We start from the raw sequence: 14,890 nt of genomic DNA on the forward strand, positions 1-14,890 counted from the left end.
TTAGCTCGTTGAACCCTGAGCATCGTCCATCCTATGAGGTGCCTCTTTTATTCTTCTTTTGATAGATCACATACACCCCGCCAAGCAAAAGGAAGGTTATGATTTTGCACACTTCGATAGCTAACTCATGATCGGGGAATTTGGCCTTCAGGTAACCTGATGCAAAGGACACCACAAAAACAACCACCATCGCAATTAGATAAGGTAAGATAGTCTTCATCCGTTCATCGCGATAAGGTTTCATAGATGCGAACTGTAAAATCCGCGTCCTTAGTTCATGAGGGTCCGCCTTGGTCGATGCGCAATAGCTTCTCTCGCGACGCATGACTCCATAATGATCCAAAAACAACCAGTAGGACGACAGATGCGACACTCACGCGGGTGATGGCGTTACACGGAATCAACCCAGCATTGAGAAGTAACTTGCTGATAGCAGCCGCCCCACAACCCGCCAAAATGGATTCGAGGGCAAACCAAAAGAGCAGCAGGTATCTAAAAAATTGAGATGGGCTTTTCATTGAGATCTCCATGAGAGTCCAACGACATAACGAGTTGACGACGCCTTAGCAAGACAAGCATGCTAACGCATTTTCGCTCAAAACTACATCCAACTTTTGCAGTGAGAAGAAAGATGAGAGCCTCGATTCGTTAGCCCCAAAACCGCGCTATCCCGGATCTAGAGAATCTGCCCCCTTGATATCTGATACCGAGCGTCTCTTCGCTCGGGTCGAATGTTGCCTCACCTTGGAGAGGGGCCTGCATGGCAGAACATTTATCTCACTCCGCCAAGGCCTCCACATGCGCCGTCACGGCACTGGCGAGGCCACTGAGATTGTAGCCCCCTTCCAGCACGGAGACGAGGCGGCCTTGGCAATGTTCATCGGCGGCTTGCATGAGGAGACGAGTAAGTGCCGCAAAATCATCATCGGTGAGTTTGAAGCGACCGAGGGGATCATCCATGCGGGAGTCAAAACCGGCGGAGATCATGATGAGGTCGGGTTTGAATCGAGCGATCCCGGGGAGCAGTTTTTCATCAAAGGCGGCGCTGAATTCTTTCATGCCTGCACCGGCGGCGAAGGGGAAGTTCATCGTGGTTCCCTTGCCTTTGCCGCTGCCCGTTTCCTCGGCATGTCCGGTGAAGGGATACCAGGGGGACTGGTGCGTGCTGGCGAAGAGCACGCTGCCATCTTCATCAAAGATGTCTTGGGTGCCGTTGCCATGATGAACGTCCCAATCCACGATCACGACCTTGGCGGCACCATGCTTACGCTGAGCGTAACGCGCCCCCACGGCGATGTTGTTGAAGACACAGAAGCCCATGCCCTGCGCGGGACGCGCGTGATGACCTGGAGGACGCACGGCACAGAAGGCGCGTTTCAATTTCCCCTGCATGACGGCATCTACGGCATTGAGCACCGCGCCTACAGCATGGGTGGCGATGTCGTAGCTCTTCTCACAGACCTGCGTATCGCCTGTGCTCAGGGTTTCTAAACCGGCGGTGATTTCTTCACGGGCGAGGTCGATGTAATCGCGTGTGTGACAGAGTTCGATCTCAGCTTCCTCGGCGATACGTTTTTCAATGAGGGTGAGTTCCTTCAGCAGCCCTGACTCTGTCAATGCACGTGTGATGGCGGTGTAACGTGAGGGAGACTCCGGATGCCCCGGACCTGTCTCATGATCCGTGTAGAGTGATGCAAGGTGCAGGCCTGTGGTCATGGCGGATGATTTTTGACGGCAGGACAAGTTTTTCAGGATTTACACGAATGGCGAGCCATCTTTTCATCCCCCTGCCCTTCTAAATATCGTTCATGTCCCTTGCCCTCGATGCCTCTCTTTCAGATGTCCCCGGATTACCCGCGCGCATCGTCAAAGCCTTGGCCAAGGAACAGGTGACCCAGGTGGCGGAGATCGTCTGGTGGCTGCCCTTCCGCCATGAGGATCGGCGCCAGATGGACGGTGCCTCTTTTCAGCCCAGTGAGATCCCCGCTTGCTATCAGGTGCAGGTGTGTAAAACCGGCAATAAATTCTTTGGGCGACGGCGTGGGGCAGGTCTGTTTGAGGCACAGGTGGAACCCATCGGCGGGGCCATTATGGGCGAGCTTCTCACCCTGCGCTGGTGGAACATGTCCTTCATGAGCCGGACCATTGCCGAGGGGCAGCGCCTCATCGTTTACGGGCGTGTGAAGGAGAACAAAGGGCGACTGTTCATGGATCACCCCGAGTATGAGATCCTGAACGATGAGGATGAAGCGGCTCATATCCACAGTGGGCGCATCACACCCGTGTATCGGCTGCGGGCGGGCATCACGCAGAAGAGTGTGCGCACAGCAGCGTGGTATGTCCTGCAAGCACTCTCTGAAGACTTCATCCCGGATGTGCTCCCCACGCCAAGTACCCAGGGTGAATTCGCAGGCTGGAGCCGAGCACGAGCACTGCGCACGGTGCATATGGCCTCTTCACAGGAGGATCTGGAGAAAGCCCGACGCTATCTCGCGCTGGAGGAGTTTTATGGCTATCAGCTCCGCGTGGTGCGGCGTCGCCGGGCAGTTTTGGATGCGGGAGGTCATGCGCATCAGGCGGGTTCTTTGGCCCAAGAGTTTGAGGCCTCCCTACCCTTCCAGATGACGGGAGCCCAAAAGCGCTCGCTGGAAGAGATCCAGCGAGACATGGCCAGCAATGCGCCGATGAATCGCCTGCTGCACGGGGATGTGGGGAGCGGTAAAACCGTGGTCGCTTTTGCCGCCATGCTGGGTGCGGTGGAATCAGGCCGCCAAGCCGCGCTGATGGCTCCCACGCAGATCTTGGCCGAGCAGCATTTCAACAACGCTCGCAAGTGGCTGGAACCTCTGGGCCTGAACGTCGCGCTGCGAACGGGGAATCGTCTAGAAGAAGGCGGTGTGGAATTGTGGAGCACGAAAAAGGGATCGGATCGAAATCACATCCTCATCGGCACCCATGCCCTCCTTCACGATGAAAACCTGGTCAAGAATCTGGGCCTCGTCGTCATTGATGAGCAGCACAAATTTGGCGTAGCTCAGCGCGCGCGATTGATTCAGAAAGGCAACACCCCGGATGTGCTGGTGATGACGGCGACACCGATCCCCCGCACGCTGACGCTCACCATCTACGGAGATCTGGATGTCTCCACCCTGGATGAACGCCCCAAGGAACGAGGCAAGATCATCACCAAGGTGCGACCTGCCTCCAAACAAGCCGAAGCCGCCAAGTTCCTGCTGGAACAACTGGAGCAAGGGCGACAGGGCTATCTGGTCTTCCCACTCATTGAGGAATCCGAAAAGCTCGAAGCGACTGCCGCCAAAAAAGGTCATGAAGAGTGGTCCAAACTTTTACCTCACTTTCAGGTAGGCCTCTTGCATGGCAAACTCAGCGCCGAGGAGAAAGACCTCGTCATGCGCGATTTCCGGTCCGGGAAAACGGATGTTTTGGTTTCCACCACGGTGATCGAAGTGGGGGTGGATGTGCCCAATGCCACCGTCATGTTCATCCACAATGCCGAGCGTTTCGGTCTGGCTCAGCTCCATCAGCTTCGTGGCCGCATCGGGCGTGGTGAGCACACCTCTTACTGTGTGCTCTTCATCAAAGACAAGGATGAAGAAGCCAAGAGCCGCCTCGCCATCATGGAAGAGACCACGGATGGTTTCCGCATCTCCGAAGAGGATCTGAAACGTCGCGGTCCAGGCGATGTGCTCGGCCGAGCTCAAAGCGGCCAAGCTCCGCTGAAGTTTGCGGAACTGCTGGCAAATACTCGACTGGTGCGCCTCGCTCGACAGTTGGCTGAAAAAACATTGGATGAAGATCCTCGGCTAGAGTCACCACGCCTGGCGGAGATCCGTCCCTTTGTTTTCCAAGAGGACGCTCCGCAGGCGATGATGCAATAAAATCCGTTGTTAGTTAGGCCACAATTTCTTTTTGGAGAGGGCCTGCGTCACGGCGTCAAAGAGAGCCTGACCTCGCAGTCCCACCGCCAGAAATTCACCTGAATCTCCATCGATGAGAAAGTAGGCTGGAATGCCTCGGATTCCATAACTTCGGCAAAGAGTCGAACGTATGCCCTGCCCGTCGCAAATCTGCGGCCACGGGATCTTGCGTTCGCGAATGAATGGCGGCAGCTTATTGACGGATTCCTTTTCATCCAAGCTGATGCCTACAATCTCCAGGCCCTGATTTCCAAACTTCTCGTGTAAGGCCACTAGGTTGGGCAATTCGGCGACACACGGCCCGCACCAGGTGGCCCAAAAATCCAAGAGCACCACTTTACCTTTTGATTGCAGCGGCATTTCGACCAGACGCTGGTCTAAAGTTGTTGCTTTAAAAGCAGTCGCAGGTTCGCCCACCAAGGGCAAAACCTGAGCCTTTCGATGGGTGACAACCTCACTCAGCCGAAAGGAAGGCTTCGGAGGTTCAGGGGTCTCTTGAACCAGGAGGGGGAGATTGGACTTCCTCCACGTGAACCGATCTCCTAAAGGAGAGATATCGGTCACTTGATAGCGCACTCCGTTCACCTGAACGGCATCCATGACTCGAAAGTATTCGTCTCGATTGTCATAGCGAGCATCGCCATCGCTATCCACAAGCAGCACGGGATCGGTTGAAAAGTCGCCATCGCTGTCAGCATCTTTTAAAATGACAGCGGCCTGCTTCCCGCCCATCAACGAAACTTCACCGCGGCGGTAATAATCCAAGTGATAAACCACCGAAGGAAAAGCATAGCCACTGGCAGGCGTCGGCCCTGGCCTGGACAAAGCTCTCAAATTGATACGGACACGCACGCGTTTATCTCCCAACGGGAGGTCCACCTCCGATGATCCAGAGAATGTGAGGTCAGGGTTCACCCCTTGGTCAGCGACAAACGGTGGATCGTCCGTAAAGTCTCCATTCTCATTGGTGTCCAAAAATACCCGTCCCATCTGGGACGGAATGTAATCTACCAATAGAGGCACCTTGATCTTCGCATCCCGGGGGCCCATTTCCAGCACCCCATAACACGCCTGGGTGATATCGTCCGGCAGGCGCGTCACACTTTCGGGTTTGTTAGGCCCGGTGCGGAGAATCATGGGTTTATAAGCCCTGGTTTCACGATGAGCCCCCGCAGGCATCAACGTGAGAGTGACCTTCTCGGGATCCAATGGAACTGAAGATGGAGGGGTAACTTCTGGGCTCATCTTCATGACAGCTACATGCGGCTTCGAAGGTTTTTCCAGAGTCGCCCAATGAAAAGTGAGCATTCCTAAAAATAAAAACAGGAAGATGGCTCCCACAATCGATACTGCACGCCAGATGACTGAGCCTAACCAATTAAGACTCGGGGAATTGACTTTGGGGGCCTGAGTAGGCTTAATCTCATCCAAACGTGTGCGCATTTCGCTCACGGTTTGGAACCGACGTTCTGGGCTTTTTTCCAAGGCGCGCAGAACAACCTCATCCAACCGCACATCCACCTGCACACAATGGGAAGGTGGTAGCAGACTCGCACCAGGGAGTTCCCCCGTGAGCATTTCGTAAAGCACCACGCCCAGTGAATAAACATCCGCGCGATGGTCGGTCTTACTCGTGCCTTGGCGTTGCTCAGGAGCCATGTATTGCGGTGTTCCTCCTGTGAAAGTCACCGCACTGCTTATCGTTAGATCTTTTTGCGTTCCGGCTCGGCTCTGCTCGGTATCTGTGGAGTGAATAATCTTGGCAATGCCAAAATCTGCGATCTTCACCTTGCCTTCCTTATTCATCAAAAGGTTCTCGGGCTTGATGTCACGATGCACGATGCCATGGTCGTGAGCGTATTGGAGAGCTTCACATACCGGGGGCACGATGGTCAAGGCCTGCTCTGGCGTGATGCGCCCCGCTTGCATTGCCTGCCGCAGATTGACTCCGTCCACGTATTCCATCAGCAGATAATAGAAGCCGTTGGTCTCACCGAAGTCATACACCGTCACGATGCTCGGATGTGCCAATTGAGCGAGAGCTCGGGCTTCCGTGGCAAACCGTTGGGCGAAGGTGCTATCTTTTTCCGATTCAGGTGAAAGCAGTTTGAGCGCCACGTAGCGCCCCAAGGTCTTCTGTTGGGCTTTGTAAACCACCCCCATCCCACCACGGCCAATCAATTGCAAAATCTCCAACTGAGGGAAATGAGGGGCCAGCTCTTCCGGTGTCAAAAGTGGGCGTGGCTGCGAGACGGGTTGAGTTGCAGCTTGGCTCCAGTTCATGGCCAAACTCATCAAGCACACAGGGCAGAGTCCATAGCTAGTGGACTCTTGCATGGGTTCTCCACACTTAGGACAGGCGGTAGGAGATGAAGAGTTGTCGATCATACCGGATGCCTGACGGATGAGCCTGGAAAGGTTGCCAAAAATTTTAACGATTCCTCAGCGCACTGAAAAGCATTTGTAGCTCTTCTTCGACATCGCTGCCCTCAGGCAGGGTGGAGGCGACCTCCTCACGCACCCAATGACGGAACCTCTGACGCAGGCGATAGACCATGGACTTCAGCGAATTCAGGTTCAATCCGAGTTCTTCCGCCAAGGCGGCTTGATTCCCATGCTCCGACTCTCCGGTTAACCAAGGTTGCAATCGAATAAAGACTTGAGCTTTTCCTTCGGCTTCACTTTCTCGATGCAGCGCCTGCATGGCACGATCCAAGACAGTAAGAGCCCACTGCCGATCAAAGGCTAGGTCGGGAGAAAGCTGTGATTCATCGGACACCACGAGTGCAGAGGCCTCGTCATCATCGCCACTGAGAGAAATCGCCGCCTGACCCGCACCACGACGCAGTCGCTGAGCGGCCTCGTGGCGATGCGCCAAAAAATGTTTGATGGCCCCCAGGAGGTAGGAGCGAAAGCGCCCTTTCACCTTCTCCGCAGTGCGGATGGCCTGCCCCTCCAGCATGTAGGCAAAGAACTCGTGCGCCACTTCTCGCGCCACCTCAGCCTCACGCCCCTGCCGCCGCAGAAAAGCCTGGACGGGGGCATAGTAGGCCTCGCATAATTCTCGCAACGCGTCCTGCCCTTCCCTCGAAGACTCCTTGGCCTGGATGACCTGGGTCCAGCGGGTGGTGTGGAAATGACCTGCCGCTGGGGGCAGCCCTCCAGCATCAGAAATAGGCGTCATGGGCGTCAGCATAACGAATGCCTGACGTTCTGACTTGGAAAAGTTGCCGAGGTTTCTTGAATCAGGTCAAGATCAGGCCGCTACCGCAAGCTCACCCTGCTCATTGAACTCGAGTTCTTTCTCCACCCGCAGATTGTCCACGATGTACATCTGGCGATCGGGTGTGTTCTTACCCATGTAAAAGGTGAGGAGTTCCTTGATGCTCTTGTGCTCAGGCATCATGACAGGTTCGAGACGAATCTTCGGCCCAATGAAGTGCTTAAATTCATCCGGCGAGATTTCCCCCAGACCTTTGAATCGGGTGATTTCAGCACTCTTGCCACAGCGATGGATCGCACGCTGGCGTTCTTCATCGCTGTAGCAGTAGAAGGTCTCCTTCTTATTGCGCACTCGGAAGAGGGGTGTCTGAAGGATGAAGAGGTGACCTGCGCGGACAATGTCGGGGAAGAATTGTAGAAAGAAGGTAATCATCAGCAGGCGGATATGCATGCCGTCCACATCGGCATCGGTGGCCAGGATGATCTTTTGGTAACGCAGGTCTTCGATGTTCTCGTCAATCTGGAGAGCATTCGCCAGCAGGTAGAACTCCTCATTCTCATACACGATCTTGCGGCTAAGGCCATAGCAGTTCAGCGGCTTACCACGTAGGGAGAAGACGGCCTGGGTTTCCACATCGCGGCTCTTCGTGATGGAACCCGAGGCGCTATCACCTTCGGTAATGAAGATGGTGCTCTCCTCACGCCGCTTGTCCTTGGTATCGAGGTGGATGCGGCAATCACGCAGCTTTTTGTTATGCACCTTGGCCTTGCGAGCGGACTCACGAGCGGCTTTCTGGATTCCGGAGATCTCTTTGCGCTCCTTCTCGTTGGCGACGATTTTTTCCTGAAGGGCCTTCGCGGCGTTGGGATTCTTGTGGAGGTAGTTATCCAACTCCTTCACCACCGTGTTGATCACATGGGTGCGCAGGCTTCGGCCATTCGGCTCCATGTGGGTGGAGCCGAGCTTAGTCTTCGTCTGAGACTCGAAGACGGGCTCCTGCACTTTCACAGAAACGGCCGCGATGATGCCAGTGCGAACGTCGTTGGGTTCATACTGCTTTTTGAAAAACTCCCGGCACTCCTGGACGATCGCCTCGCGGAAGGCGGCCATGTGCGTGCCCCCCTGGGTGGTGTGCTGACCATTGACGAAGGTGTAGAACTCCTCGCCATAACCTGTGCCGTGGGTAAAGGCCACTTCCACATCGGTGCCATCGAGATGGATCACCGGGTATTGAGGCTCTTCCGTCAGTTTAGCCGCGATCAGATCCCGCAGACCGTCTTTGGACTTAAAGGTCTCTCCATTCAACTTCAGGGTCAGCCCGGGATTCAGCCAGGCGTAATAGCGCAGCATCTCGCGGACGTAGTCCAATTTATAATGCACGTGGCTGGTGAAGCTCTCCGGGTCGGGACGAAAGGAGATGCAGGTGCCATCCGCCTCGTCGGAAGCCTGCGGGCTCTTCATGTCTTTTTTCACGATTCCCTGGCTGAACTCCATGGCCCGGGTCTGCTGGCTGCGGAAAGCCTGGATGCGGAAATGACTGCTCAACGCGTTCACGGCTTTGATACCGACGCCGTTGAGACCCACGGAGCGCTTGAACACCTCGCTATCATACTTCGCCCCGGTATTGATTTGCGCACAGCACTCCATCAACTTCCCGAGGGGGATACCGCGTCCATAGTCACGCACCGTTGCCTGATGATCTTCCGTGATGGTGACCTCGATCACCTTGCCATACCCCATCACGTGTTCATCGATGCAGTTATCGATGACCTCCTTCAACAAGACGTAGATGCCATCCTCAGGCTGAGAGCCGTCCCCCAGCTTCCCGATGTACATCCCCGGACGGAGGCGGATGTGCTCACGCCAGTCGAGGGACCGAATGCTGTCTTCCGTGTAATTATGAGCTGGGGTGGCCATGAGATCGAGACGAGAAAAGGATTTTAAAAAGACGTGCTTACCTCTTGGTAGGGCAGATTAGCGGAGCGTCAAGGCTGGGGGGAAGCCTACTCTCAGCAGGATTGCCTTTTTATTGCAGAAGGCATGATTTGGACGGGACGACCCGAGACCAATAGCATCAAAAACCCCTTTCGTGCAGGATGCGGCACCCCTTGGAAACACCGATATTCCAAAAAAGTTTAATTTCCTCTAGCGCATCGCTGATATTTTATATAAATTTACATAACAGTTACAAATATCATATGGCGTTCTCTTTCTCGTTTTTTGCTCCACCGAGCACCGGGGATCTCTACCCGGTGACGGCTGAGAACGAGCAGGCTTCTGAAGAGCCAAAAGCCCCTGTAACTGCCCCCACGGTGATTGACTGGACACAGTATGAAGAGCTGTTGGGATTGATGGAGCAGCCGACTTCTGCTGCCGTGCAGGAGCCAGAGTTACCCCTCTCCCAACCACCAGCACCACTCACAGCAGGTCTCGCCGCTCTGGCCGTTCAGCAAAGCACCGCAGAGCCCCTCGCAATGGCCCCTCCCTCAAGGAAATTAGGCAGCCTGACACCGGGCCCCGCCATTGCCGCCAGCCTTGCTTTAGCGGCCCAGGCCTCGGGCCCCGTCCACCCGCCTCCACAGGCCCTCACTTCGACACCTTCCCCCTCGACCTCAACGCCATTCAACCATCTCCACGGCCTGCAAAGCCATGAGTTGGCCCAACTGCGCTTGGATCTGGAAAGGGAGATCGAACAAGTGCGTCAGGATCTTTTCGGCGCAGCTATGGGGGTCAGTGCCTTGAAAGACAGGATCGATGGCTTGGAATCCCACGTCGCCAAATCACCTGCACAAGATCCTGGACTCACGTCTGGTGAGATTGAGCGGCTGGTGAAAGCTTGGCTCAATGCGCACCTCCCCTCGCATCTGAAGGAGCCGGTCAAAAAGACTCTCGATCAGGCTCTGCAAGAGACCATTAACACTTTGAGCAGCAGCGAATTTTTCCGCCTCCCCGTGCGCTGCCCAGGTTTCTCCCCCGACTCTCTACTCTCCCAAGCTCCTCAGGTCATCTCCTCTTCCCGCTCATGAACTCCCTGCGACTCCGATTTTTGCTGCCGCTTATGCTCTTCGGCTTTTTGCCGGCGATTGGTGCAGCCCGCCTGATGGGCCATCCTTTAGAATGGTTCTTCGGCACTGAAGGCGTCCTGCTAGGCGGCGGCGTCTTCTTAGCTGGCTATCTTCTCAGCGGTTGGGTTTTAAAACCTGTCGCGGCTGTAATGAATGCCACCGCCTCCGTCCTGCGTGGTGTACCTCCATCCAAAGAAGTGGCCCAATGGCTGCCAGCCGACTTCTGGAAACTGCGCTGCGACATCAACATGCTTTTTGCTAAGCATCGCCAGTCTCTCAATGCTGCGGAGAGCCACGCCTGTCAGACGGCCCAGCGCCTGCTGAATGCCGAGCGTCTGCTGAGGGAAGCCTTCACTGCCCTGCAAGGCATCTTTGCCGCCAGTGATGAAGGGGTGGCCGTGGTGGACTCCCAAGGCACCATCATTGCGTCCAACACCAAACTGGATGAATTCCTCGGCAAGCCGCTGGAAGAGCTGGGAGGACGGGACTCGGATACTCTGCTCAAAGCCGTGGCGTCCCGGTTTGCTGAGAGTGAACAAATGACTCAGTGGATGAAGCGTTGCATCCAAGACTCGCGTGCCACCGACCGGATCGAGGCTGATTTGGCAGGTCGTGATGGTCGCAGCTTTAGCATCCGCACAGCGCCGATGCAGACGGACACGGGTGAAGTCATCGGTCGCCTCTGGATGGTGCGGGATTGCACGCAGATGCGCGGTCTCCAGCAGCAGCTACGCGAATCACAAAAGCTCGGCACCTTGGGGCAACTTGCGGGCGGCATCGCTCACGACTTCAACAACATGCTGACTGCCATCCGCGGGAACCTGACCTTGGCTGAACTGCAACCCGCTAGCAATCAGAGCCAAGTGCGCGAAAAACTGCAATGCGCCAACCAAGCGACCCAACGCGCCGCAGATTTGGTGAAAAGCTTGTTAGGCTACTCGCGCCGCAGTTCGGGGAACAGCCTGCGTAAGGTCACCAATGTGAAGAAGTTACTCGCAGAGGTACAGACTCTGCTCAAACACAGCGTGGATCCTCGCGTGGAAATCCGCATGCGTGCCGGCATGGACGCCTCCTTCGTCGTGTCTGACCCAACCCAGCTTGAGCAAGTGGTGCTGAATCTTTGCCTAAACGCCCGTGATGCTCTGCCCGAGGATCATGGCATCATCGAAATCGGTATCGAGAACGTGACCCATCGTAATCCTGGTGGTGACGGAGCTCCCGCGGAGTTTGCCATGATCGTCGTGCGTGACAATGGCAACGGCATTCCCGAGGAATCCCGCGGCCGCATCTTCGAGCCTTTCTTTACCACGAAGCGGGATGGCAAAGGCACCGGTCTGGGATTGAGCATGGCTCAAGACATCGTCCGTGAACATGGAGGCTGGATCGAGTTCGACAGCGTTGTCGGCCAGGGCACTGAATTCCGAATTTTCCTGCCCCGCACGGCTGACCCTGAGAATGTCGAAGACGAACCTAACTACGAACAGCCACAGACCGTCAATACGCCGGTCAACATTCGGGGCCATGTCTTAGTGGTGGATGATGAAGCACCTGTGCGTTCCATTGCGGTGAATATGCTCACCTTCCTCGGCTATCGGGTCTCAGAAGCAAGCGATGGCCAGCAGGCACTCAACATCGTGTTGAATGGTCCCGATAAAGTGGATGTCATGCTGCTGGACATTTACATGCCGAAACTGAGCGGGCGTGACACCTTCAAGCAACTGCGTGCTGCAGGCAATGATATCCCCGTCGTGGTATGCAGCGGTTTCGTGATTGATCCCGATGAGTTCGTCGTCCTCGGTGAGGGCCGCAATCCTCCGGTGGACATCATGCTAAAGCCTTACTCACTCGATGGACTGAGCAAATCCATGGCAAAGGCCATCAAGACCGCTCACTCCCCCGAAGATTTTGCCCGCGAAATGACTCCCGTGATGCCTGCTTAATCAGCTCATCAAGACACACGAAGGCGCAAAGGATACATTCCTTTGCGCCTTTGTATTTTAACGCTGAGCGGTTAAAACCGATACGTCACCCGGAAGCGGAACATGCGGGGCTCCACGGGATGCAAATGCACATCATTCACAGGAGCCACTTCGTTACGCAGCTGACTCTCGTAGTAGTATTCGATGTCGTTATCCGCCCGATTGAGCAGGTTCAGGCAATCCACCGCCGCTTCCCAGTTTTTGCGACGATAGCCGACGGTTGCATTGATCATGAGGCTCTCGCGGCCTTCGATTTGACCCGTCTCTTCGAGGGGGCGCCCGGTGAAGACACGAATACGCATTCCGGCGAACCAGCCATCGTCTCGGCCCTGAGCACCGAGCATAAAACCGCCGCTGAACATCACTGGCACACTGTTGGGGATACGGTCCGCGTTTCCACTGTCTTGGAGACGCGCATAAGTCAGCGCCAGCTCCGCATCCGCACTGAACCAGTGGTTAGGCCGCCAGTAAGTGGCCAACTCAACACCATAACGCTCCGAACCAGGGCCAGGTTCATTGGTGCCCGCATCCCCCACGTAAATCAGCTCGCTATCGCTTTGCAGCCAAAACAGAGCCAGCGTGGTGGTCAGGGTCGGGATCGTTTGGGTGCGCAGCCCGATTTCAGCCCCCATTGTGCGAACCAGAGGATCGGCTTGCATGGAACGTGCGGTCACGCCACGGGCATCGTTGCTGTGGAAACCCGTGCCGAAGTTCAGATAGAGCTCCGTTTCATGCCAGGGGCCGAAGATCGCGCTGAATTTGGGACTGATGATCCCGGCCCACTCCGCATCTTCCCCTGCCACGGTGCTTTCCAGGGAGTCGAAATAATACAGGTCTCCGCGCAGACCCACGACCGTGCGGAACCAGGAAGTCCAACGATTGACCATCTCGCCATAAAGCCCCGCACTGCCCTCCCAAATATCATCACGACGTGTCGTGGCTAAACGACTGCGATTACGTGTGGTGTAAAGGCCGATGCCATCGATCAAATCATGCCTCGTCTGGAAACCTAGTGTTAGGTCGGAATCGATGCCCAAGATCTTCCGGTCTTCCCAAGTGCGGGAGAGTTGGCCACCGAAAATCCAGCGTTCCTCCACTTGCTCAAACTGGTCCCCCTGCGGGCCACTGGTGAAGTAGGTGAAGTTAGAAAACAGATCGAGTGAGTAGTAGATGCCATAGACATTTGCCCGCGTGACCACGTCATCATCACGATGCTCATAGGCAATGTTGAGGCTGTAACGCTGACTCTCGCCACCCGCCGTATCATCGAGCGTGGAGTAACGATCCAAGAGACCGCTGCTCATCGCACGCTGGGGGATCTGATCAGTGCTGGTCCAGGTGCCACGATACCCCATGAAAGTGATGGAGAACTTGTTATCTTCATCCCCGGCGAAGTAACGCAGGAGGCCATTCCACCGATTGAACTCCTCCGGCTGCTGCCACGGGCCATCGTAGTAGTTGTATTCCAAACCATACGTGAGCCCCTGCTGGACAGAACCTTGCTCACTTGCACTGATGGGTAAAGAACCCGCAATCAGAGCGCGATAATAATTGTATTCTCCAAACTCCAGGCGCACGAGGTTCTCGGGCATCATATCCCAAAGCAGGAAGTTGGCACTGCCCGCCGTTGAGAGATCTCCATCCGCAGCCGTGTAAGTGCCCTTGGCGTAGTCGATGGATTGCACCAGTTCAGGGATCACCGGGTTGATGTCCGTGTAGCCCTGACCATGAGCATGGGTGCGCATGTTGAGCGGCATGCCATCCAGACTGATGGAAAAGTCCGTGCCGTGATCCAGATTGAATCCACGCAGGAAATACTGGTTAGCTTTACCCCCGCCCGCATGCTGGGTGATGATGACCCCGGGAATGGTTTCCAGGATTTCCCCACGACGCATCAGCGGGCGGGACAGGAAGTCCTCCTGAGTGGCGTGTCCTTTGGACGCACCATCGGTGGTGCCGAGCAGGTTGCTGGCTTTACCTTCCACCAACACTTCAGGCAGTGTTTCTAGATCTTGAGGTCTTTCGGCCTCTTGAGCGGCCAAGCTGCCTGCCAACAGGCAGGGAATGAATAAGCGGGAGAGTGACATGAATGAATAACAAAAAGAGTGACATGAATGTAGAGTGACCTGCCCGCGACACAGCGGAGCAAGTCAAAGGTTGGAGTCACGGACATGCACGGCCTGTCGTCCGAGGTTTTAAAAACCTCCGCAGGTCAGCGAGTATCCGTCAATTCATGCCCACCTTGGCGGCGGTAAAGGCGGCGCATGGGCCAGCCTTGGCGGGACCGGATCATGCTTGCCCCTCATCCATGTTTGCAAAGGTTCTGGGTAGGCCCAGGAAAACCGCGTCAGGTCATTCAGCACCCACAGCTTATCTTTGCCATCCTTCAGCTTCCGAGGCTGGGGTGCCTGAGGTTTGGCTGGCGGTAACAGGCCGTGATCTTGTGTCCAGATCCACTCTTCCCCGCGACCTGCCAGCGTGTCTTGCTGGCCATCCATGTGATGCAGCGTTGCCGAGACACTCTGAGCCAACGTCATCTGCTGCTCAGACATCAGCTTTGAAACCATCATGAGACCACCCAGCACAAGCGGCCCGCCCAAGAGTTGAAACAGGGCGAGCAGATAAAGAAGCCGGGCATGTCGCTTGAGTTCGGCCATTCGGGATGCGCCAGTCTGAAAGCCAGCG

The 14,890-nt window shown here is 55.7% G+C and carries 10 protein-coding genes; 3 read left to right on the top strand and 7 right to left on the bottom strand.

Annotation, left to right across the window (positions count from 1 at the left end; translation table 11 throughout):
• Positions 1-31 precede the first annotated feature (31 nt).
• Entirely contained in the window at positions 32-244 is a 213-nt protein-coding gene (locus tag B5D61_RS02605) for a hypothetical protein (protein ID WP_139373020.1), read from the bottom strand.
• 533 nt (positions 245-777) lie between these two features.
• On the bottom strand, positions 778-1,716 hold the full coding sequence (locus B5D61_RS02610) for a histone deacetylase family protein (RefSeq protein ID WP_078811762.1): 939 nt from the start codon (positions 1,714-1,716) through the stop codon (positions 778-780).
• A 92-nt stretch (positions 1,717-1,808) separates the two neighbouring features.
• On the opposite strand from B5D61_RS02610, the gene recG reads away from it, so the two are divergent.
• Positions 1,809-3,899 (top strand): ATP-dependent DNA helicase RecG, encoded by a 2,091-nt coding sequence (gene recG, locus B5D61_RS02615; RefSeq protein WP_078811763.1) that lies wholly within the window; start codon positions 1,809-1,811, stop codon positions 3,897-3,899.
• A 9-nt stretch (positions 3,900-3,908) separates the two neighbouring features.
• Here the strand turns inward: recG and B5D61_RS02620 are convergent, their stop codons facing one another.
• The 3 genes from B5D61_RS02620 to B5D61_RS02630 all read right to left on the bottom strand — a co-directional run bounded on the left by B5D61_RS02620 (position 3,909) and on the right by B5D61_RS02630 (position 9,078).
• Positions 3,909-6,275 (bottom strand): protein kinase domain-containing protein, encoded by a 2,367-nt coding sequence (locus B5D61_RS02620; protein WP_176159186.1) that lies wholly within the window; start codon positions 6,273-6,275, stop codon positions 3,909-3,911.
• A 94-nt stretch (positions 6,276-6,369) separates the two neighbouring features.
• Complete coding sequence (locus tag B5D61_RS02625; protein WP_078812152.1) at positions 6,370-7,122, bottom strand: RNA polymerase sigma factor; 753 nt, start codon at positions 7,120-7,122, stop codon at positions 6,370-6,372.
• A 72-nt stretch (positions 7,123-7,194) separates the two neighbouring features.
• Entirely contained in the window at positions 7,195-9,078 is a 1,884-nt protein-coding gene (locus B5D61_RS02630) for a DNA topoisomerase IV subunit B (protein ID WP_078811765.1), read from the bottom strand.
• A 281-nt stretch (positions 9,079-9,359) separates the two neighbouring features.
• On the opposite strand from B5D61_RS02630, the gene B5D61_RS02635 reads away from it, so the two are divergent.
• Both B5D61_RS02635 and B5D61_RS02640 read left to right on the top strand, forming a co-directional pair.
• The gene (locus tag B5D61_RS02635; RefSeq protein ID WP_078811766.1) at positions 9,360-10,187 is read left to right on the top strand and encodes a hypothetical protein; all 828 of its coding nucleotides are present in this window, start codon (positions 9,360-9,362) and stop codon (positions 10,185-10,187) included.
• A complete protein-coding gene (locus B5D61_RS02640; RefSeq protein ID WP_078811767.1) occupies positions 10,184-12,166 on the top strand; it encodes a hybrid sensor histidine kinase/response regulator in 1,983 nt (660 codons plus the stop codon). The genes B5D61_RS02635 and B5D61_RS02640 overlap by 4 nt, the downstream gene beginning before the upstream one ends.
• 71 nt (positions 12,167-12,237) lie before the next feature.
• On the opposite strand, the gene B5D61_RS02645 is transcribed toward B5D61_RS02640, so the two are convergent.
• Positions 12,238-14,292, bottom strand: coding sequence for a TonB-dependent receptor (locus B5D61_RS02645; protein WP_078811768.1), 2,055 nt, complete (start codon positions 14,290-14,292; stop codon positions 12,238-12,240).
• A 144-nt stretch (positions 14,293-14,436) separates the two neighbouring features.
• Entirely contained in the window at positions 14,437-14,862 is a 426-nt protein-coding gene (locus B5D61_RS02650; protein WP_078811769.1) for a hypothetical protein, read from the bottom strand.
• Positions 14,863-14,890 lie beyond the last annotated feature (28 nt).

Origin of the sequence: Prosthecobacter debontii, assembly GCF_900167535.1 — a bacterium.
Taxonomy (GTDB): Bacteria; Verrucomicrobiota; Verrucomicrobiia; order Verrucomicrobiales; family Verrucomicrobiaceae; genus Prosthecobacter; species Prosthecobacter debontii.

Coding starts and splice junctions, on each gene's coding strand:
- B5D61_RS02640 (WP_078811767.1), top strand. CDS start 10,184: ATGAACTCCCTGCGACTCCGATTTTTGCTGCCGCTTATGCTCTTCGGC.
- B5D61_RS02650 (WP_078811769.1), bottom strand. CDS start 14,862: ATGGCCGAACTCAAGCGACATGCCCGGCTTCTTTATCTGCTCGCCCTG.
- B5D61_RS02605 (WP_139373020.1), bottom strand. CDS start 244: ATGAAACCTTATCGCGATGAACGGATGAAGACTATCTTACCTTATCTA.
- B5D61_RS02610 (WP_078811762.1), bottom strand. CDS start 1,716: ATGACCACAGGCCTGCACCTTGCATCACTCTACACGGATCATGAGACA.
- B5D61_RS02620 (WP_176159186.1), bottom strand. CDS start 6,275: ATGCAAGAGTCCACTAGCTATGGACTCTGCCCTGTGTGCTTGATGAGT.
- B5D61_RS02625 (WP_078812152.1), bottom strand. CDS start 7,122: ATGACGCCTATTTCTGATGCTGGAGGGCTGCCCCCAGCGGCAGGTCAT.
- B5D61_RS02630 (WP_078811765.1), bottom strand. CDS start 9,078: ATGGCCACCCCAGCTCATAATTACACGGAAGACAGCATTCGGTCCCTC.
- recG (WP_078811763.1), top strand. CDS start 1,809: ATGTCCCTTGCCCTCGATGCCTCTCTTTCAGATGTCCCCGGATTACCC.
- B5D61_RS02635 (WP_078811766.1), top strand. CDS start 9,360: ATGGCGTTCTCTTTCTCGTTTTTTGCTCCACCGAGCACCGGGGATCTC.
- B5D61_RS02645 (WP_078811768.1), bottom strand. CDS start 14,292: ATGTCACTCTCCCGCTTATTCATTCCCTGCCTGTTGGCAGGCAGCTTG.